Genomic DNA, 18480 nt, shown 5'->3' with positions numbered 1-18480 from the left:
GGCGGGGCGGCATCCGCGCGGTCCATGGAACGTATGAGCGCACCCGCTACACTCGCCCCAACGACCAGCCCTCCTTCCGCATGACCTACGCGCCGCCGGACGATCCGCAGTTCCTGCCTTTCAAGCTCGACACGGTCGGCCGGCGCGTGCTCTGGCTGCGCTTCACGATGGAGCAACGCCGCGACGCGGCCTTCCTCGACGATCGCGCGCTGCCGGCACAGGCGGACGGTGGCTGGCTGCCGCTGGAGTCGCTGCTGGCGCACGCGCCGGAAGCCACATCGCCGGCGGACGCGATCTTCCACATCGGACACTGTGGCTCGACTTTGCTGAGCCGCCTGGTCGAAAGCTGGCCGAGTGTGCAGGCGTTGCGCGAGCCGTTGCCGCTGCGCACGCTCGCCGAGGCCTGGCCGATGCTGGGACAACCGCAGTCGCGGCTGTCGCCGGACGAGGCGCCGCGCCTGCTGCATTCGTTGTGGTCCCGCTGGTCGCAGCCGCTTCCGCCGTACTCGCGTTCCGTCGTGAAGGCCACCAGCAGCTGCAACGGCTTGATCCATCCGCTGCTTTCGCAGCACACGGGACGCGTCGTGCTGCTCGACATGCCGCTGCGTCCTTACCTGGCGACGCTGCTGAAGTCGCCGGGATCGACGCACGACGCCGCCCATGCCGCCGGCGAGCGGCTGGCCGACCTGCACGCGCGAGGCCTGGCCTATGGCCTGGCGCTGCACGCCATGTCGTTGCCGCAGCAATGCGCGATGGGCTGGCTGGCCGAGCGCGTGCGCTTCGACGCGATCGCGCGCCAACAGGGCGGCCGCGTGCTGCGCATGGATTTCGAGAACCTGCTCGTGCAGCCGGAGCACGAGTTGCAGCGTCTGGCTTCGCACCTGGCGCTGGATCCGGCAGGCGTGTCCGCCGCACTCGCCGCGCCTGCGTGGGGCCGCTACTCGAAAGCGCAGTCACACGGCTATGGCCGCGACGACCGTGCCCACGACCTGGCGCTGGCGATGCAGCGCCACGGCGCGCGGATCGCCGAGGGCGAGGCGTGGGTGGAGGCTTTCCTGCAGCGCCATCCGCAGCTCCATGCCGCCGTCACCGGCTGACCGGAACTCCCGCACACACGCGGCGCGGAGCGCGCCACGCAGATCGTCAGCGCGCAACCGCCTTGCACTGGTTGAACTCGGTGCGCATGGCTTCGTTGAACATGTCGCCGGTGCCGGTCTTGAAATCCTGCGCGATCTTCGACGCAGGGTACTTCTCCAGCCCGGCGTCGATGAAGCACGAGCAGAAGCGCTGGATCTGCGTGGAGGTCAGCGCCGTCGAATTGCCGAGGCGGCGGCCGCAACTCTGTTTGAGCTCGTCCGGCGACGGACCGCGGTTGCAGGCGCACAGCAGCAGCGTGCTGGCGATGAGCAGGAGGGTGGATCTCTTCATGGGTTTCCTCGCGCGGAGCCAGGCCCCGCGCAGCATGCGGTGAAGGCTCAGGTATCGGCCCACATCCGGAACAGGTTGGTGCGCAGCGACTCCAGCAGCACCAGCAGGCGATCGCGGTCGCCGCCGCCGGTCGCGAGGGCTCGCGCTTCCTCGATCTGCACCAGCAGCTCGCGCTGGCCGGCATCGGCCACCCAGCTCTGCAGCCACGTGATCGCCGCCAGCCGCACGCCGCGCGTGACCGGGCTGACGCGGTGGATAGTGGTTGACGGATACAGGATCGCGCTACCCGGCTCGAGCCGGTAGGACAGTTCCTGCGCGCCAAGCTGGATCGTCAGCTCGCCGCCGTCGTACTCGGACGGCGAGTTGAGGAACATCGTGCAGGACAGGTCGCTGCGCATCGGCGGCGTCGACGGGAACAACGCCTCGTCGACGTGCCAGCCATAGGTCATCCCGGGCTCGTAGCGGACGACGGTCGTCCGCGCCATGGTGCGCGGCTGCGCGAATGTGCGCAGGTCGGCGTTGCGGATCAGGGCGTCGCGTGCGATCTGGGCGATGCGGGCATTGGCCGGATCTTCCTGCGGTGCCTGCAGGTTCTGTTTGACCGATGAATCGGGATTGGTGACGCGGCCGTCGCCGAAACGCACCTGCGGCAGCAGATCGCGGACCGCCTGCAACTCGGCGGAGGACAGCACGTTGGGCAGCACGCGAATCATGTGGGCACGCGGTGAGGCCGGACAGGAGGCTCATGATCGGCATTCAGGCGCGGCGCGGCAACCGCTCACGCGGGCTCAACGCCGCGGCGACGACACTGATCTGCATTCCCTCGCGAGGAACCAACCCGATGAGCAGACTGACTTCATTGCCCGAGCGCGCGCTGGAACTGGCCAGCGTCTTCGGCGACAACCTCAGGCAAGCGGTGCCGTCGGTGGGACAGCACGCCGGCAAGTGGCTGGAAACGGGTGCCAAGCTCGGTGCGCTGAAAGGCGGCGCGCGCGTCGCGGGCGGCTTCGTGCGCCGCCATCCGGCGCTGGTCGCCGCATCGGTGGCAGGTGCAGGTTTGCTCTGGTACGCGGCCTATCGCAAAAAGAAGCGCGCCGAGGAGGAAGGCAACGGCGCGGCGATCGAAGGCCGCGCAAGGCGCGTCGAGGCGCGCCGCTCGACACGAGCGCCGCAGCCACGGCACCGCACGACGATGGCCGATTGACTGACCGGCCAGTTCAGGACGCGGCCGGGGTTTCTGCCGGTGACTTCGACGCGGTTTCCGGCACCGGTTCGGCGGCGGACTCGGGCAGTTCGATGATGAAGCGCGAGCCGCCGTGCTTGCGGCGCTCGTACCAGAGCTGGCCGCCGGCATTGACGATGATCTGCTTGGCCAGCGACAGGCCCAGTCCGCTCGACAGTCCATCGTCGTCGCCTTCGTGCAGGCGGACGAAAGGCTTGAACAGTTCGCGCTGGCGCTCCGGCGGAATGCCGGCGCCGCGGTCGGCCACGATCAGCTGCCAGTAGCCGGGGCCGCCGCTGCGTGCCGCCAGCAGCACTTCGCAACCCGGCGCGTACTTGATCGCATTGGTGATCAGGTTCTCGCCGACCTGGCGCAGCACGCGCGGGTCGATCGCCACCCGCGCCGACGCCGGCGGCATCGCCAGCCTTACCGTGATGCCGCGCGCGTCGAGCTGGTACTCGTAGCGCTGCACCAGCCAGCCGATGGCCTCGCCCAGATTGGCGCAGGCATGCGTGCGCGAGGCGTCGGCCATGCCGGCGCGGGTTTCCAGGTAGTGGCGGATGTAGCCGAGCGCGTCATTCGCGCTCTCATGAATCATTTCCAGGTAGCGCGGCACGCGCTCCGGCTTGCACGCATCGCTCTGCAGCAGCTCGCTGGCGAACAGCACGCTGCTGAGCGGGTTCTTGAGGTCGTGCGCAACCAGGCTGACCAGAGCCTCGCGCTCGCGCGCGACCCGCTCCAGGCGGTCGCGGGTGAGCTTGAGCCCGATGTGCGTATTGACGCGCGCCAGCAGTTCCTCAGGCAGGAACGGCTTGGTGACGTAGTCGACGACGCCGGCATCGAAGGCCCGCAACAGCAGGTCCCGGTCCTGCGCGGCCGTAACGAACACGACAGGCGCGCGCAACGGGATCTCATGCGCACGCAGCGCGGCCAGGACTTCGAAGCCGTCCATGCCCGGCATCATCATGTCGAGCAGGATCAGGTCAGGGAGGATCTCGGCGTAGCGCTGCAGCGCTTCGTCGCCGTTGGCCGCGGTGATCACCTCGTAACCCTGCCGGCTCAGCAGTGTGCCAACCACGCGCAGGTTGGCCGACTGGTCGTCGACGAGGAGGATCTTGCCCGACAATGTCGAGGGTATCGTTGCGCTCATACGTCCTGTAGTCCCCGAAAGGACGCCGCACCTCCGGCAGCGCCCCGGCGGCCTGCTGCCGTCGAGAAAACGTTAACAGAATCCCACTTCCTGCGGAGCCGGGTGCCCCTGAACCCGGCCCTCGCGCCCACGAACATGAACAGGACAACCCATGGATTCCAGGCCCATTGGTCATTCCCCCCTGTCTGTCGCACCGCTGGCCTTCGGCGGCAACGTGTTCGGCTGGAGCGCCGACGAGGCCACCTCGTTCGCCTTGCTGGACGCTTTCGTCGAGGCCGGCTTCAACCTGGTCGATACCGCGGACTCCTATTCACACTGGGTGCCGGGCAACCAGGGCGGTGAATCGGAGAGCATCCTCGGCCGCTGGTTCCACCGCACCGGGAAACGGGACCGGGTCGTGCTGGCGACGAAGGTCGGCAAGTGGGCGCAGCGGCCGGGCCTGTCGCCACCCAACATCCAGGCCGCCGTCGAGGACTCGCTGCGGCGGCTGCAAACCGACGTGATCGACCTCTACCAGGCCCACGCCGACGATGCGTCGGTTCCGCTGGCCGACACGCTGGGCGCGTTCGCGCGGCTGGTCGAACAGGGCAAGGTGCGGGTGCTCGGTGCCTCCAACTACAGCGCGGCCCGCCTGGCCGAGGCGCTGGACACGTCGGAGCGGCTGCGGCTGCCGCGCTTCGAAAGCCTGCAACCGGAATACAACCTGCATGACCGCGCCGGCTTCGAAGCGGAGCTGGAGCCGCTGGTGCGCGAGCGTGGCGTCGGCGTGATCGGGTACTACTCGCTGGCCAGCGGCTTCCTGACCGGCAAGTACCGCAGCGCCGCCGACATCGGCAGGAGCGCGGCGCGGGCCGGTGCGATCGGCCGCTATCTCACCGCGCGTGGCATGCGCATCCTGCAGGCGTTGGACGATGTCGCCGCCGGCCATCGCGCCACGCCGGCACAAGTGGCGTTGGCCTGGCTGATGGCGCGGCCGACGGTCACTGCGCCGATCGCGAGCGCGACCAGCGTGGCGCAACTGCAGGAGCTGATCGGCGCGGCGAGGCTGTCGCTGCCGGCGGCGGAGATCGCCCAACTAGACGCCGCCAGCGCGGAGTGACCGCCGCTTCCCGCGCTCGCGATGACCGCGCGCGGCAAGGAAGGGCCGGCACCGCGGCCGATATCATGGCGGCCATTGCCCCGCATGCCGATCCCGTGACCCATCACCATGAAGCCGCCCGGCGGCGGTTCGGTTTCGCCTTGGCCGCGACCGGCGCCGTGCTGTTCTCGGCCAAGGCGATCCTCGCCAAGTTCCAGTACCGCCACGGCATAGATGCGCTCGACGTGCTGGCGCTGCGCATGCTGCTGTCGCTGCCGCTGTTCGTCGCGCTGGGCATCCACGAATCGCGGCGCCCGGCACGCGAGCCGATGACGCGGCGCGACTTCGGCCTGATCCTCATCCTCGGCGTGCTCGGCTATTACCTGTCGAGCCTGTTCGACTTCTGGGGCCTGGAGTACGTGCCGGTCTCGCTGGAGCGGCTGATCCTGTTCCTCAACCCCACCTTCGTGCTGCTGATCGGCGTGTTCGCCTTCGGCCGCAAGGTCGCGCGCCGCGAATGGACCGCGATGGCGGTGAGTTACGCGGGCGTGGCGCTGGTATTCGTCGAGAACCTGCGCGTGCAGGGCGAGCACGTGCTGCTCGGCAGCGGCTTGGTGCTGCTGGCGGCGCTGAGCTATGCGCTATACCTGGCGATGTCGGGTCAGCTGATCCAGCGCATCGGATCGCTGCGGCTGGTGGCGTATGCAATGTGCGTGTCGACCGCCGCCACCGTCATCCATTACCTGCTGTTGCGCGACCCCATGCACCTGCTGCAACTGCCGGCGCCGGTGTACGGCCTGGCGTTGATCAACGCGATCTTCTGCACGTTCCTGCCGGTGACTTTCACGATGGGTGCGGTCGCCCGCCTCGGCGCCGGCACCGCGGCGCAGATGTCCGTGATCGGCCCGGTGTCGCTGGTGTTCCTTGGCGCGTGGTTGCTCGGCGAACCGATCACGCTGGTGCAGCTCGCCGGTACCGCCGTGGTGCTGGGAGGCGTGTTGCTGCTCACGCGCCCCGGCGCGAACTCGGTGCCGGTGGCCGCGACGGCGCAAGCGGCGCCCGGTTCCGCAACGGGCTAATCACAACGGAACTTCAGTTGTGGCCACCCCTGCCGATCACATGATAAGTTGAGGCCCACAGGGGGCCTCCCAATCGGGAGGCGGGGAACACGCAATGCTATTGAACCGAACCGGCCGCGTCGTCGCGGCCGTCTGTGCGCTCGCCATCGCCACTGCGGCCGGCGCGCGTGACCGCAACCAGGGCGCCGTCGACATCGATCCGACCCAGAAGGGTCCCGTGTCGGGCCTGGGCATCGAAGCGCACGACATCGCCGCCATGGCGGACCGCATGGTCCGCGACATGCTGGGCAACGACACGTTGGCAGGTCGCTCCAAGGCGCCGCGCATCATCATCGACAGCGCGTACTTCACCAACGAAAGCTCGCAGCGGATCAACAAGAACCTCATCACCGACCGCCTGCGCGTGCAGCTCAACCGCGCCAGCCAGGGCCGGATGACGTTCATCGCGCGCCAGAACGCGGCGATGATCGAAGAGGAACGCGCGCTCAAGCGTGAGGGCGTCACCGACGTCGGCACCACCGGCATGACCCACGCGGTCGCCGGCGCCGACTACCGCCTGACCGGCAACATCGCCTCGACCGAAGCGCGCGATCCGCGCACCGGCCAGATGCAGCGCTACACCCAGATCGTGTTCGAGATGGTCGATCTCGAATCGGGAATGATCGAGTGGTCGAACAGCTACGACATCGAGCGCGCGGCGACCGACGACGTCATCTATCGCTGATCCACCCGCTGGCGGGCAACGCCGGCGATCAATGAAACAGGGGAAAAACGGGTATGGGATCGAGCTGTCTGCGGCTGGCTTTGGTGTGCGCCGTTCTGATGCTTTCCGCGTGCGTGGGGCGCACGCCGCGCGCGGTGGACCCGCAGGCGCAGGTGCCGCCGGTCGCCGCGCCCGCCCCGGCCGGCGCGCACTGAGGTGGCCTCTATGAAGACCGTGCACATCCTTTCGATCCTGCTGCTGGCGGCCGGCTTCGCCGGCGGTTCCGCCGGCGCCGCCGAGAACCAGGTCGTCAAGTGCAAGACCGCCAAGGCGCGGAAGTCAGCGCCGTACGCCGGTCCCGCGCTGGTCGCCAATGTTCCGCGTGCTATGACGCCGATCGACCTCAATGCGGTGCAGTTCACTGACAAGGCGCTGACGCGCCAGGTGCTGGTGGAAGGCCTGTTCGCGCGCCGCACGGAGACCGACACGGTCGAAGTCACCGCGCGCTTCATCAACTGCACCGGCGAGCCGCTGCAGGTGCAGGCACGCTCCTCCTTCATGGACGCGACGCAGGTTCCGACCGAGCCGACGTCGGTGTGGTCGCGCGTGTTCATTCCGGCCTACGGCACCGGCGTATACCGCGAGCGCTCCATGGGCCGCGACGAGGTGCAGTACTACCTCGTCGAACTGACGGCCGCGCCGTGATGCCGGGAAGCCGCATGCTGCGAAAGACCGGTCTGATGGCGAGCGCGCTGTTGGTGGCGCTGGCCTCCCATGGCGCAATCGCGCAGTACCGCGAAGGCATGCCCGAGGTGTTGCCGGAGCCGGCGCGCGCCGCGACCGGCAACGCGGCCGCCGATGTCGAAGCGTTCCGCGCGGCCTATCGCAAGGCCGGTAGCCCGCGCATGGTGGTGTACTGGAATCGCGACCTGGGCGATGCGCTGACCACGCAGTACGACCAGGTGCAGCAGGCCACCCACGTCGCGCAGGGCGCTGCGGTCACGCAGCTCAGCGACGATGGACGCACGCTGACGCAAGGCGCCGGCGTGGCCTCGGTCACGACGTTGCGCTCGGGCGAGCGCAGTGCCCAGGACAACGGCTCGCGGCAGTTGCTGCCCGAGACCTCCGACTGGCCGCTGATGACGGCATTCAACTCGCGCCTGCAGGGTGCCGGCGCGAAGCTGGTGGATCGCACCGTGACGATGCGTTCGCGCGCTGCCGCCGAGTCGGCCGAGCAGCGCAAGGACATCCAGACCATCGAGCTGAAGGCCCTGCACGACAAGGCCGATCTGCTGGTGGAAGTCCTGCAGACCCATGATGCCTCCGCGCCCTTCGAAGTGATGTTCCGCGTTGAAGTGAAGCGCCTGGCGACCGGTGAGCTTCTCGCCAGCCTGGTCAGTGACGGCAAGGGGTCGAAACGCGCGCCGGGCCGCTTCGTCGCAGGCGGCAACGGCTACGTGCGCGAAGCCGCGCCCGAGCAGACGATCGCCGAAGCCGGCGATGTCGTGGCGAACGCGACGATGGCGGCGCTGACGCGCCATTGGCAGTAATCAGAACAAGCGGCACGTCCAGCCATCGACCACATCGCCGAGGGTGCCCGGTGGTGACGTGCCCAATCAGTAACAAGGGACTCACCACGATGCACGTTGTCGCACGCACCGCCCTCTCCGTGGCGCTCTTGACCAGTCTGGTCGCTGCGCCCCTCCTGGCTACCGCGCAGGAAACACCGCTGCTGATCGACGGAGTCCAGGACGGGCAGGCGCAGCATCGCATCCCGTCGCTGCCGATCTTCTTCGGTGAAGCCTATGAAGGGGTGCTGTCGCCCGAGAACGGCGCCCTCAGGCAGACCTACCGGCAATGGACGGAACGGCAGGGCAACTTCAACGTCGCCTACTTCGACATCGAGCTGCTCGAGGGCGACATCGTCAGCTACGGCCTGACGACCGATGGCGCCGATCTGTTGATCGATTTCTTCCACCTCGACACCGACAAGGAAGGAAATCCTTCGTGGGTGTGGGCGGCTACCGCGGCCCACGGCGCCAGCTCCAACGGCTGCATCGTCGGCCGCGCGGTCGGCAAGGCTGGCCAGTACCGCATCCGCCTGTCGACGATGGCTCCGGATACGGTGGCCCGCTATCGCTTCCACCTGCTGCCCGTCGCCAAGCCGATGCTATGCGGCAAGAGGCTCGATGAGGACACGCGCCAGTTCCTGGCCGGTCCGGCGCAGCCGGCGTCGCTGCCTCTCGCACGAAGCTGGGAAGGACGCGAGCGTCCGAAACACTTCCGCATGCCGGCACCGTTCGTACAACCGGATACGCCGGACGCCATCGCCTACGCGCAGTCCAAGCGCAGTGAACTGCAGCCGTTCTACAAGACGCTGTATCTCGACGGCGAGCACAACGCGGTGCTGAACTTCCAGCGCCTGGGACTGGCGGCGATGGAAGCCGGGGCGTGGGCCGAGGCCGAGTGGGCCTTCGATGAAGCCCTGGCGCGCATCGAGGCCGTGTACGGGAAGACGTCGATCGCCAGCGACGCGCGCTCGAAGTGGAACGCCGAAGGCATCAAGGACTTCAAGGGCGAGCCCTACGAACGCGTGATGGCCTACTACTACCGGGGCCTGCTGTACCTGCGCGAGGGCGACTACCAGAACGCACGAGCCTCGTTCATGGCCGGCGAGTTCCAGGACACGCTGTCGGAAGCCGAGGAATTCCAGGGCGACTTCGCGCTGATGAACTACCTGTCGGGCTGGTCTTCCTACTGCATGGGCGACACGGTGCAGGCCGGCGATGCTTTCGCCGTGGCGAAGCAGGTGAACTCCGCCGTGCAAATGCCCGGCAAGGAGAACACCCTGCTGATCGCCGACCTCGGCCGTGGCCCGGTGAAGATGGCGCGGGGAACCCAGCACAAGCTGCTGGCTTTCGCCGAGTCCATGGACGCGGGACGCGGTGAGCAGGCGCACGCGGCCATTGCCGGCAACGCGCAGCAACGTCCACTCAGTGAATACAGCGATGTGTACTTCCAGGCGACGACCCGCGGCGGCCGTGCGTTCGACGCGATCCTCGACGGCAAGGCGTCCCTGAAGAACAACCTCGTCCGCACGTACGGCGTTGGCGAGGCGCTCACGCAGTCGGGCATGCCAGCGCTGCAGCTCGCCGGCCTGGCCATCGCGGTGGTCAGCGGCGGCGTGGGCGGACAGGTCAAATCGCAGGCCGACACACGCGTGTGGGATACGTTGCCCGACCACGTGTCCCTGGGGCTGGCGAAGGTGGAACCCACCGCTGCCATCTCTTTCAGCTTCGATGGCAACGAATCGGCGGCGCCAGGTCCGACTCCGGTCATGCGTGCCCATCACGGCCAGTGCGGCATCGCCTGGAGCCGCTCGCGTTCGGCCCTCGCCGTGCCGCCGGGAGCGCCCGGTAACGACGAGGACACCGTCAAGGAGCGCAGCAAGAACAAGGAAGCGCTGCAACGCGATGCGGCGTTCCGCACGACGCTGCGGGATGGCGCAGTCGCAGGCGCTGCAACGAACGCGCTTTGATCATCGAACGGGCCAGAAAGCCGCCTCAATACTGTTGGGAAAGAACATGAACCACACCACGCGCACCGCATTGGCCATGGCCCTTTCACTGGCCTTCGCTGCAACGTCGCTCAAGGCGTCCGCACAGGAAGCCGGCCCTGTCTTCGATGCGATCTATGACAGGGACGCGCAGCATGCGATGCCCTCGATCCCGATCTTCTTCGGCGACCGTTACGAGGGAACCCTCTCGCCTGAGAACGGCAGCATCCGCCAGATGCATTCGCTGTCGTTCTTCAAGGTGGAGCCGCGGCTCTTCAATGTCGCCTACTACGACATCGATCTGTACAAGGACGAGTACCTGAACTTCGGCGTCGTCACCGACCAGCAGGTGTACGTGTCCTTCTACCGGCAGGTGACCGACAAGAAGGGCGCCACTTCGTGGAAGTGGATGAGCGCCATGGGCGGATTCTTTGGCCCGAAGACCAGGGATTGCTACGGCTACTCGCGGTCGCCGGACGACGGCAAGTACCGGGTTCGCATCACGACCGTGGAACCCGAGACGGTCGTGCCCTACAAGTTCTTCTTCCTGTCCAAGGCCCATCCTGCGCAGAGTTTCTGCGGCGACAAGCGGGAGGCGCACGAAGCGGAGTTCATGGCAGGCCCCGGCAAGCCGGCGTCGCTGCAGGTCGCGAAATCGTGGGAGGGACGCGCACGCCTCCCGGCCTTCGGCACGCAACCGACCTTCACGCGGCCGGAGAATCCGGATGCGGAGACCTTTGCGCAGACCAAGCGCGAAGAACTGCGTCCGCTGTACAGGACGCTTTACCTCGATGGCGAGCACAACGCGGTGCTGAACTTCGAACGCCTTGGCCTGGCGGCGATGGAGATCGGCGCTTACGACGAAGCCGAGTGGGCCTTCGATGAGGCGCTTCGCCGGATCGAATCCTTCTACGGAAAGACCGCGGTAGCCAAGGAAGCGCGCAGCAAGTGGACCGGCGAAGGCATCAAGGACTTCAAGGGCGAGCCCTACGAGCGGGTGATGGCCTATTACTACCGCGGCCTGCTGTACCTGCGCGAAGGCGATTACCAGAACGCGCGCGCCTCGTTCATGGCCGGCGAGTTCCAGGACACGCTGTCGGAGGCCGAGGAGTTCCAGGGCGACTTCGCGCTGATGAACTACCTGTCGGGCTGGTCTTCCTACTGCATGGGCGACACGGTGCAGGCCGCCGATGCCTTCGCCGTGGCGAAGCAGGTGAACCCCGGCGTGCAACTGCCCGGCAAGGAAAACACCCTGCTGATCGCCGACCTCGGCCGTGGCCCGGTGAAGATGGCGCGCGGCAGCGAGAACAAGCTGCTGACCATCGTCGATTCGATCGACGCCGGCCGCGACGAACGCGCCAGCGCGCTCGTCGGCAACGCCGCTCCGCTGACCCTGCAGGAATACAGCAACATCCATTTCCAGGCGACGACCCGTGGCGGCCGCGCGTTCGACTCGATCCTCAACGGCAAGGCGCAGTTGCGAAACGGGCTGCAGGGCGGTGCCGAGATCGGCTATCTGCTGACGCAGTCGGGCGTGCCGCCGCTGCAGCTGGCCGGCCTGGCGATCACGCTGGTGTCCGGCGGCATCGGCATGAAGGTCAAACCCGACGCCGACGTGCGCGCCTGGGACACGCTGCCCAACCACGTGTCGCTGGGGCTGCTCAACGCAACCCCGTCGCAGCCGGTCTCCTACAGCTTCAGCAGCGACGGCAAGCCCGCCATCGACGCGACGCCGGTGATGCGCTCGCACCAGGGTCAATGCGGAATCGCGTGGAGCCGCTCGCGTTCGGCGCTCGGAGCGCCGTTGGGCGCGCCGGGCAACGACGAGGACATCGTCAAGGCGCGCGACAAGAACAAGGAAGCCCAGAAGCTCGATGCGGCATTCCGCACGGCCTTGGCACAGCACGGCGAAGCCGGCGCCGCCGCTGGCGCGGATTGAGGACGCGCAGTCCGGTCAGTCGCAACGCCGCCACTGGCCGGGCTGCAATCCTTCGATCCGGTAGGGGCCGATCGCCGCGCGCACCAGCCGCAACGTCGGCAGGCCGACCGCGGCGGTCATGCGCCGCACCTGGCGATTGCGGCCTTCGCTGATGGCGATCTCCAGCCATGCATCGGGCACGGTCTTGCGGAAGCGCACCGGCGGATCGCGCGGCCACAGCGCCGGTGCGTCGATGCGCTTCGCCTTCGCCGGGAGTGTCATGCCGTCGTTGAGTTCGACACCGCGGCGCAGTGCCGACAGTTGCGACTCATCGGGATCGCCTTCCACCTGCACCCAATACGTCTTGGGTTGCTTGTGGCGCGGGTCGGTCAGGCGATGCGCGAGGCCGCCATCGTCAGTCAGCAGCAGCAGACCTTCGCTGTCGTGATCGAGGCGGCCGGCGGCGTACACGTCCGGCGGCAGACCGAACTCCGCCAGCGTGCGCCGCGGCGGCGTGCTGCGATCGGTGAACTGGCACAGCACGCCGTAGGGTTTGTTGAAGGCGATCAGCATGGATTTGTCGCAAGGGCCACGAGAACAGAAGTGGTTTGCCATTGTCAGCCGCGCGCGCGGCCCTTGCGATGTCGCAGCATCAAGTCAGTGGGCGGCGGGCTTGCGGAAGCGCAGCGTCATGCGGTCGCTTTCGCCGATCGCCTTGTACATCGCGTCGTCCTTGGCGTCGTGGCGGTTCACCGGCGGCAGCGTCCACACGCCGTTCGGGTGATCGGCGGTGTCCTTCGCATTGGCGTTGACCTCGCTCCTGGCTTCGAGCACGAAGCCGGCGCCCTGCGCGAGCTGGATGACCAGCGCCTCGGTGAGGTAGCCGGACGACTTCATCTTCTCCAGATCGGTGCCCGGCTTGGCGCGATGATCGACCACGCCGAGCGTGCCGCCCGGCTTGAGCACGTCGAAGAACGCCTTGAAGTAGGCCTCGGCGGTGCCGTCGTCGACCCAGTTGTGGGCGTTGCGGAAGGTCAGCACGGCATCGGCGGAACCGGCCGGGCCGAACATCGGCTTCATCGGGTCGAACACGCGCACGTCGGGCGAGCCATACACGGCGGTGTTGGTGAACTTGCCGCGCAGCGTCTTGTTGAGGTCGTAGCGGTATTTCGGCTGGCCGGCGATCGCGTCATCCCACACCGCGGCGACGTAGTGGCCGTTGTCCTTCAGGTACGGCGCGAGGATATCGGAGTACCAGCCACCGCCCGGCGTGATCTCGATGACGGTCTGGCCCGGTGCCACGCCGAAGAACGACAACGTCTCGCGCGGGTGGCGGTACTGGTCGCGAACGACGTTCTTCGGATCGCGCCATGCACCCTGCAGCGCGGTGTCGAGCGCGGCGGTGTCGGTCGTGGCCACGGCGGTGGCCGTCGGCGCGGCCGCGGCCGCCCGGGCTTCCTCGTTGGTGGGCGCACTCACGCACGCGGCGAGCAGAACGGGAACCACGGCGGCAAGCAGCAGGCGTTTCATTCGATGGCCTCCAGGCAGGGGTGTCGGATCGGGTGCGCAAGCCTAACCCGTTCAGCGGCCATGGACGTCAGTCACGGCCTGCGCCGGCGCGACGGGGCCCGGGTCCCCGTACCCGCACGCCGGGTCGATGGTTTGCCTTCGGCTTCGGCGGCCTGGTAGGCCTGGGCCTCTTCCAGCAGCCATTCGCGGAACACCGCCAGGCCGCGGTGGTGCTGCGAGCGCGGCGGATACACCAGATAGTGCGCGTACTCGGCCTTCAGGCGCTCCTCGAATAGCGGTATCAGGCGGCCGGCATCGATCAGCGGCCGCGCCAGCGTCACCCGCCCGAGCACGATGCCCATGCCTTCGGCGGCCGCGCGGTGCAGGTTCTCCGAGTCGTCGAAGATCGCCACGAAGCGCTCGGGCGGCACACCGCCGAAGCGGGCGAACCACTCGCTCCAGCGTCCGCCCGGTGCGCCGAGCAGCGGGAACTCATGGAGGTTGGACAGCGTCGGCCGGCCCAGGCGCTCGATCAGCGCGGGACTCGCCGTCGGTATCAGCCAGTCGTCGAACAGGTGCACCGCCTGCAGGCCCTGCCAGTGGCCGGGCCCGAAGCGGATGCCGGCATCGATGGTGGCCTCGCGCGCGAAATCGACCACGCCGACATTCGACTGCAGGCTGATCTCCAGTTGCGGATGCGCGGCCAGCAGACGCGGCAGCCGCGGTACCAGCCAGCTCGACGCGAACGATGGCATCAGCGTGATCGCCAGCGCGTCGTCGCGGCGCCGTGCGCGCGGCTGCAGCGCGTGCTCGATCGCATCCAGATGCGGCTTGATGCTGTCGTAGAGCGCGCGGCCATCATCGGTGAGCTTGACGCCGCGTGCACCACGCTCGAACAGCTGCTGCTCCATGCGCTCTTCGATGCTGCGGATCTGATGGCTAAGCGCGCTGACGGTGAGGTGCATCGATTCGGCCGCGCGGGTCAGGTTGCCCAGGCGCGCGGCAGTGATGAAACCCAGCAGGGCGTGCAGCGGCGGACGGCTCATCGCAGGGTCCTTTCAATTGCGGCCTAGTCTTGAACTGGATTCAATGCTGTCTTGCAAAAGTGTCGCTTTTTCAGCGCTTGGCGGAAGTCTATCTTGCATCCCATGCAAGGAAGTAGTCCACGCCAAGCCGGCATCCACCGCACTGGAGCAAGTCATGAACATCTTCACGAACCTCCTTTTCCTGCAGGGCCACCTGGCCGATCCGCACATGTTCGACGAAGACGACGAGCGCTATTCGCGCGGTTACGGCAATCGCGCCGCGTCGGAACAGTTCTTCGCGCCGCTGGGCCACGCCCGCAGTGCCGATGAACGCGATGAAGCACGTAGCGACGCCAGTCCCGCCCTCGGCGGATGCGCCTGAACACGGAAAGCAGCGCCGCCCCGGCGGCGCTGCCACCACCGGGTCAGCGGAAACGGCATGAAACCGCAATACCGGTGTCGGCGCCTTGTCATCGCCGTTCGCGAAGCTGATCCCGCCGGACAAACAGCCTCCGGCAACTCCCTTCCCCCAGGAGTCCAGCCATGCAGTTGTTCAAGAACGAATGCCTGACCGATACCGGCTTCGCCGCGTTCGACCTCGAGTTCTTCCGTACGCCTGCCTTTGGTCCCCGCTACGCCCGGCGCTCAGGCGCACCCCGCGCATTCGCGCTTTCGAGCGCACGGCAAGCCGATACCGATGACGATGCGGTCGTGCTGGATTGGCGGCCCATCGAACGCGAATACCTGCGCATGCTCTGACGCAGGCACCTCGTGCCCGCATGAATGCGGGCACGGGTCCGCGGCGATGCATGGCAAGATCGCCGCATGCAGGGCGTTCCCCACCAGTTCGAACATCCACAGGACGTGGCACAGTTCCGCCGGCCGGCTCACCGCCCCGGCATCGAGCTGTATCGGGCGCACATCGTGCGCCACGCATTCGATGCGCATACGCATGAGGCCTACGGGCTGGGTGCTATCGAGTCCGGCGCCGAGCGCTTTCGTTATCGTGGCAGCGAACACGTCGCGCCACCGGATTCGCTGGTGCTGATGAATCCCGACGCACTGCACACCGGCCGCGCCGAAACCGAAGGCGGCTGGCGTTACCGCATGGCCTACATCGACCCCGACGTGGTCGAGGCGGTGACCGGCGAATCCGGCTGGTGGTTCGACGCCGCCGTACATCACGACCCCGCGCAGGCGCGCCGCATCACGCGGTTGCTCGATGCGCTGTGGCAGGAGCAGGAGCCGGTTGCGTTCGACAGCCTGCTGCTGACGCTGCTCGACTCGTTCGGCCGTCAGGCGCGGAGGCCGCGTCCAGTGCAGGCGGAAGCGGCGCCGCGATTCGCGCACGTCATCGAATACCTGCGCACGAACCTGGCGCAACGGCTGACGCTGGACGAACTCGCGGCGGTGGCCGGATTGAGCCCGTTCCATTTCCTGCGCAGTTTCCGCGCGCAGCATGACGCCACGCCGCAGCAGATGCTGATGGCGCTGCGCCTGTTCGAAGCCAAGCGGCTGCTGGCCGCGGGCGAGACGCCGGCCGCAGTCGCCGCGGCCGTCGGACTCAGCGACCAGGCGCACCTCAACCGCACTTTCCTGCGCCGCTACGGCGTGTCGCCCGCGCGCTACCGCCAGCAGGTGCGCAGCTGACGCTGCGGACTGAATTGCCAGGGACGCGCACCGCAATCTGGTTCAAGACACGCCCACGCCGCCGGTGCACGCTGCCGGCATGTGGATCGGAACCCTCTACGCACTCGCCGCGGGACTGATGTGGGGCCTGGTGTTCGTCGGGCCGCTGCTGGTGCCCGAATACCCGGCCGCGCTGCAATCGGTCGGCCGCTACCTCGCCTTCGGCCTGATCACGCTGCCGCTGGCGTGGTGGGATCGCGCCGCGCTTCGCCGCCTGCACCGCGCAGACTGGATCGAGGCGCTCAAGCTCGCCGCGATCGGCAACCTGCTCTATTACCTGTGCCTGGCCGCGGCCATCCAGCGTGCCGGAGGACCGTTGCCGACGATGATCATCGGCACGCTGCCGGTGGTGATCGCGATCAGTGCGAACCTGCGCAACCACCAGCGCGACGGGCGCCTGCCGTGGCGCAAGCTGGCGCCGTCACTGCTGCTGATCGTTTCCGGCATCGCCTGCGTCAACCGCGTCGAGTGGGAGGCGCTGCGCAGCGCGCCCGGCGCGGACCCGATGCGCTACGCGCAGGGCGCGTTGCTGGCGCTGGTCGCCGTGGCCTGCTGGACCTGGTACCCGCTGCGCAATGCCGACTGGCTGCGCGCCCATCCCGACCGCAGCCCGCGCACCTGGGCCACCGCGCAGGGCGTGGCGACATTGCCGCTGGCGCTGCTTGGATACGCCGTGCTGTGGGTGGGCATGGTGGCGTCGGGCAGTGCATTCCCGATGCCGTTCGGGCCGCGCCCGTGGGCTTTCATCGGGCTGATGGCGGCGATCGGCCTGTTCGCGTCGTGGCTCGGCACGCTGTGCTGGAACGAGGCCAGCCAGCGCATGCCGACCGCCCTGGTCGGCCAGCTCATCGTGTTCGAAACGCTGGCCGCGCTCGCCTACGCATTCATGTTGCGCGGGCAGGCACCGGCGCCGCTAACGATGCTCGGCATCGGCCTGCTGGTCGCCGGCGTAATGTGGGCGGTGCGCGTGCGTCCGGAGCCGGCCGCCGCCGAAGGCCACGCCGCCTGACCCTGGCGTTTGGCGGTTCCGCAGCGCCTGCGGAGCCGCTACGATCCGGGCAGGTGGGCGCGCGGGGAAGCGCATGTCGCAGAGAATCCTGATCATCCTGCTGTCGCTGGCCCTCGGTGCCGTCAGCGGCGCGTTCGGCTATTCGCTCGTCGCGCAGAAGCGCCGCGCCGTCGAGCTGTCGATCGCCCGCGCCGAAGGCCGGGCCGAAGCCGAGAAGGCGGTGGCCGACGAGATGGCCGCGCTCAAGCCGGTGGTGTTCGCCAAGGCCGCCAACTCCGAAACGAAAGCCGGCGGCGTGCAGTTCGGCTACGAGTACATCAAGCCACGCAGCCCGGAACTGGAGCCGTTCTACAAGATGGCCCATGACGGCGACATGCTGCGCAAGCTGCCGGAAGTCCATGCCATCGACGGCATGTTGATGCTGCCCCGGCCGATCAACTACGTCACCGCGCAGTGCAACGAGGTCAACGCGTTCTATTCGCCCGAGCGCAACGAAGTCGTGATGTGCTACGAGACGATGAAGACACTGCTCGACCGCGGGACCGAGCTGGCCAAGGAGAACGGCGGCGGCGACGCCTACGCGCAGCGCTATCTCGACGCCAACGTGCGCTTCATCCTGCTGCACGAGACCGGCCACGCGCTGATCAGCCTGCTCGAGATCCCCATCACCGGACGCGAGGAAGATGCGGTCGACCAGCTGGCGACCACGCTGATGCAGCGTTTCGCCGGCATGGACGAATCGACCGGCGTGGTCACCGAGAACCTGCGGATGGCGTCGAACTGGTTCCTGGTGCGCAGCACCGGCCAATACAGCCTCGACGCCTATGCCGACCAGCATGCGTTGGGCGAGCAGCGCTACTTCAACCTGCAATGCCTGCTCTATGGCAGCGATCCCGCGCGCTACCTCAGCATCGTCACCGATGGTGACCTGCCGGAGGCACGCGCCAAGGGTTGCCCGGAGGAGGCGCGTCGCATCAGCCGTTCGTGGCTGCGCCTGCTGCTGCCGTACGTGGCGCCGAAGTACCAGATGACCGAAGAGAAGGCCAACCGGCTGTTCGAGCAGCGCGAGCGCGAACGCGACCGCAATACCGGCGTTCAATACGTGCGCTGAGGC

20 protein-coding genes are annotated in these 18480 nt (G+C 67.8%); 14 read left to right on the top strand and 6 right to left on the bottom strand.

The genetic code is table 11. The annotated features are described in order from the left end of the window. The first annotated feature begins 80 nt into the window (after positions 1–80). Positions 81–1097, top strand: a complete 1017-nt coding sequence (locus IU514_RS04240) for a hypothetical protein (protein ID WP_194929828.1) — start codon at positions 81–83, stop codon at positions 1095–1097. 46 nt (positions 1098–1143) lie between these two features. Here IU514_RS04240 and IU514_RS04235 read toward each other — a convergent pair whose 3' ends face one another. Beyond that, the gene (locus IU514_RS04235) at positions 1144–1428 is read right to left on the bottom strand and encodes a hypothetical protein (RefSeq protein WP_194929827.1); all 285 of its coding nucleotides are present in this window, start codon (positions 1426–1428) and stop codon (positions 1144–1146) included. Between the two features lie 47 nt (positions 1429–1475). Continuing rightward, positions 1476–2141, bottom strand: a complete 666-nt coding sequence (locus IU514_RS04230; protein WP_194929826.1) for a Fe2+-dependent dioxygenase — start codon at positions 2139–2141, stop codon at positions 1476–1478. A gap of 128 nt (positions 2142–2269) precedes the next feature. Here IU514_RS04230 and IU514_RS04225 point away from each other — a divergent pair, with 128 nt between their 5' ends. Further along, entirely contained in the window at positions 2270–2632 is a 363-nt protein-coding gene (locus IU514_RS04225) for a hypothetical protein (protein WP_194929825.1), read from the top strand. 13 nt (positions 2633–2645) lie between these two features. On the opposite strand, the gene IU514_RS04220 is transcribed toward IU514_RS04225, so the two are convergent. Further along, the gene (locus IU514_RS04220) at positions 2646–3800 is read right to left on the bottom strand and encodes a hybrid sensor histidine kinase/response regulator (RefSeq protein ID WP_194929824.1); all 1155 of its coding nucleotides are present in this window, start codon (positions 3798–3800) and stop codon (positions 2646–2648) included. Positions 3801–3951: 151 nt separating this feature from the next. On the opposite strand from IU514_RS04220, the gene IU514_RS04215 reads away from it, so the two are divergent. The 7 genes from IU514_RS04215 (at position 3952) to IU514_RS04185 (ending at position 12155) form a co-directional block, all read left to right on the top strand. Continuing rightward, positions 3952–4899, top strand: coding sequence for an aldo/keto reductase (locus tag IU514_RS04215; RefSeq protein ID WP_194929823.1), 948 nt, complete (start codon positions 3952–3954; stop codon positions 4897–4899). 65 nt (positions 4900–4964) lie between these two features. Then, the gene (locus IU514_RS04210; protein WP_194929822.1) at positions 4965–5957 is read left to right on the top strand and encodes a DMT family transporter; all 993 of its coding nucleotides are present in this window, start codon (positions 4965–4967) and stop codon (positions 5955–5957) included. 94 nt (positions 5958–6051) lie between these two features. Continuing rightward, entirely contained in the window at positions 6052–6681 is a 630-nt protein-coding gene (locus tag IU514_RS04205; RefSeq protein ID WP_194929821.1) for a penicillin-binding protein activator LpoB, read from the top strand. Between the two features lie 204 nt (positions 6682–6885). Next, positions 6886–7365 (top strand): putative periplasmic lipoprotein, encoded by a 480-nt coding sequence (locus IU514_RS04200; RefSeq protein WP_194929820.1) that lies wholly within the window; start codon positions 6886–6888, stop codon positions 7363–7365. Positions 7366–7379: 14 nt separating this feature from the next. Continuing rightward, positions 7380–8210, top strand: a complete 831-nt coding sequence (locus tag IU514_RS04195; protein WP_194929819.1) for a hypothetical protein — start codon at positions 7380–7382, stop codon at positions 8208–8210. A gap of 89 nt (positions 8211–8299) precedes the next feature. Further along, entirely contained in the window at positions 8300–10198 is a 1899-nt protein-coding gene (locus tag IU514_RS04190) for a hypothetical protein (RefSeq protein ID WP_194929818.1), read from the top strand. Between the two features lie 46 nt (positions 10199–10244). Continuing rightward, positions 10245–12155 carry a COG3014 family protein gene (locus tag IU514_RS04185; RefSeq protein ID WP_194929817.1) on the top strand — a complete coding sequence of 637 codons (1911 nt, stop codon included), beginning with the start codon at positions 10245–10247 and terminating at the stop codon, positions 12153–12155. Between the two features lie 15 nt (positions 12156–12170). On the opposite strand, the gene IU514_RS04180 is transcribed toward IU514_RS04185, so the two are convergent. The 3 genes from IU514_RS04180 to IU514_RS04170 all read right to left on the bottom strand — a co-directional run bounded on the left by IU514_RS04180 (position 12171) and on the right by IU514_RS04170 (position 14689). After that, the gene (locus tag IU514_RS04180; RefSeq protein ID WP_194929816.1) at positions 12171–12707 is read right to left on the bottom strand and encodes a pseudouridine synthase; all 537 of its coding nucleotides are present in this window, start codon (positions 12705–12707) and stop codon (positions 12171–12173) included. A gap of 84 nt (positions 12708–12791) precedes the next feature. Continuing rightward, a complete protein-coding gene (locus IU514_RS04175; RefSeq protein ID WP_194929815.1) occupies positions 12792–13664 on the bottom strand; it encodes a class I SAM-dependent methyltransferase in 873 nt (290 codons plus the stop codon). A 71-nt stretch (positions 13665–13735) separates the two neighbouring features. Then, on the bottom strand, positions 13736–14689 hold the full coding sequence (locus IU514_RS04170; RefSeq protein WP_194929814.1) for a LysR substrate-binding domain-containing protein: 954 nt from the start codon (positions 14687–14689) through the stop codon (positions 13736–13738). Positions 14690–14843: 154 nt separating this feature from the next. Here IU514_RS04170 and IU514_RS04165 point away from each other — a divergent pair, with 154 nt between their 5' ends. From IU514_RS04165 to IU514_RS04145, 5 genes are all read left to right on the top strand, one after another. Continuing rightward, complete coding sequence (locus tag IU514_RS04165; RefSeq protein WP_194929813.1) at positions 14844–15050, top strand: hypothetical protein; 207 nt, start codon at positions 14844–14846, stop codon at positions 15048–15050. Between the two features lie 161 nt (positions 15051–15211). Continuing rightward, positions 15212–15427 (top strand): hypothetical protein, encoded by a 216-nt coding sequence (locus tag IU514_RS04160; RefSeq protein WP_194929812.1) that lies wholly within the window; start codon positions 15212–15214, stop codon positions 15425–15427. A 66-nt stretch (positions 15428–15493) separates the two neighbouring features. Further along, the gene (locus IU514_RS04155) at positions 15494–16318 is read left to right on the top strand and encodes an AraC family transcriptional regulator (protein ID WP_194929811.1); all 825 of its coding nucleotides are present in this window, start codon (positions 15494–15496) and stop codon (positions 16316–16318) included. A gap of 79 nt (positions 16319–16397) precedes the next feature. Next, positions 16398–17366, top strand: a complete 969-nt coding sequence (locus tag IU514_RS04150) for a DMT family transporter (protein WP_194929810.1) — start codon at positions 16398–16400, stop codon at positions 17364–17366. Between the two features lie 73 nt (positions 17367–17439). Then, entirely contained in the window at positions 17440–18477 is a 1038-nt protein-coding gene (locus tag IU514_RS04145) for a DUF4344 domain-containing metallopeptidase (protein ID WP_194929809.1), read from the top strand. Positions 18478–18480: the final 3 nt, after the last annotated feature.

Source organism: Lysobacter niastensis (assembly GCF_015453285.1).
In the GTDB taxonomy this organism is placed as follows: domain Bacteria; phylum Pseudomonadota; class Gammaproteobacteria; order Xanthomonadales; family Xanthomonadaceae; genus Lysobacter_J; species Lysobacter_J niastensis.
Note: the sequence above shows the minus strand (reverse complement) of the source record. Positions and strands in the feature narration are given on the sequence as shown.

Excerpts from the sequence above, each read along its gene's own strand:
- IU514_RS04190 (WP_194929818.1), top strand. The coding sequence starts at position 8,300 with ATGCACGTTGTCGCACGCACCGCCCTCTCCGTGGCGCTCTTGACCAGT.
- IU514_RS04180 (WP_194929816.1), bottom strand. The coding sequence starts at position 12,707 with ATGCTGATCGCCTTCAACAAACCCTACGGCGTGCTGTGCCAGTTCACC.
- IU514_RS04200 (WP_194929820.1), top strand. The coding sequence starts at position 6,886 with ATGAAGACCGTGCACATCCTTTCGATCCTGCTGCTGGCGGCCGGCTTC.
- IU514_RS04170 (WP_194929814.1), bottom strand. The coding sequence starts at position 14,689 with ATGAGCCGTCCGCCGCTGCACGCCCTGCTGGGTTTCATCACTGCCGCG.
- IU514_RS04145 (WP_194929809.1), top strand. The coding sequence starts at position 17,440 with ATGTCGCAGAGAATCCTGATCATCCTGCTGTCGCTGGCCCTCGGTGCC.
- IU514_RS04165 (WP_194929813.1), top strand. The coding sequence starts at position 14,844 with ATGAACATCTTCACGAACCTCCTTTTCCTGCAGGGCCACCTGGCCGAT.
- IU514_RS04240 (WP_194929828.1), top strand. The coding sequence starts at position 81 with ATGACCTACGCGCCGCCGGACGATCCGCAGTTCCTGCCTTTCAAGCTC.
- IU514_RS04155 (WP_194929811.1), top strand. The coding sequence starts at position 15,494 with ATGCAGGGCGTTCCCCACCAGTTCGAACATCCACAGGACGTGGCACAG.
- IU514_RS04175 (WP_194929815.1), bottom strand. The coding sequence starts at position 13,664 with ATGAAACGCCTGCTGCTTGCCGCCGTGGTTCCCGTTCTGCTCGCCGCG.
- IU514_RS04235 (WP_194929827.1), bottom strand. The coding sequence starts at position 1,428 with ATGAAGAGATCCACCCTCCTGCTCATCGCCAGCACGCTGCTGCTGTGC.
- IU514_RS04210 (WP_194929822.1), top strand. The coding sequence starts at position 4,965 with ATGGCGGCCATTGCCCCGCATGCCGATCCCGTGACCCATCACCATGAA.
- IU514_RS04160 (WP_194929812.1), top strand. The coding sequence starts at position 15,212 with ATGCAGTTGTTCAAGAACGAATGCCTGACCGATACCGGCTTCGCCGCG.
- IU514_RS04220 (WP_194929824.1), bottom strand. The coding sequence starts at position 3,800 with ATGAGCGCAACGATACCCTCGACATTGTCGGGCAAGATCCTCCTCGTC.
- IU514_RS04230 (WP_194929826.1), bottom strand. The coding sequence starts at position 2,141 with ATGATTCGCGTGCTGCCCAACGTGCTGTCCTCCGCCGAGTTGCAGGCG.
- IU514_RS04225 (WP_194929825.1), top strand. The coding sequence starts at position 2,270 with ATGAGCAGACTGACTTCATTGCCCGAGCGCGCGCTGGAACTGGCCAGC.
- IU514_RS04215 (WP_194929823.1), top strand. The coding sequence starts at position 3,952 with ATGGATTCCAGGCCCATTGGTCATTCCCCCCTGTCTGTCGCACCGCTG.
- IU514_RS04195 (WP_194929819.1), top strand. The coding sequence starts at position 7,380 with ATGCTGCGAAAGACCGGTCTGATGGCGAGCGCGCTGTTGGTGGCGCTG.
- IU514_RS04150 (WP_194929810.1), top strand. The coding sequence starts at position 16,398 with ATGTGGATCGGAACCCTCTACGCACTCGCCGCGGGACTGATGTGGGGC.
- IU514_RS04185 (WP_194929817.1), top strand. The coding sequence starts at position 10,245 with ATGAACCACACCACGCGCACCGCATTGGCCATGGCCCTTTCACTGGCC.
- IU514_RS04205 (WP_194929821.1), top strand. The coding sequence starts at position 6,052 with ATGCTATTGAACCGAACCGGCCGCGTCGTCGCGGCCGTCTGTGCGCTC.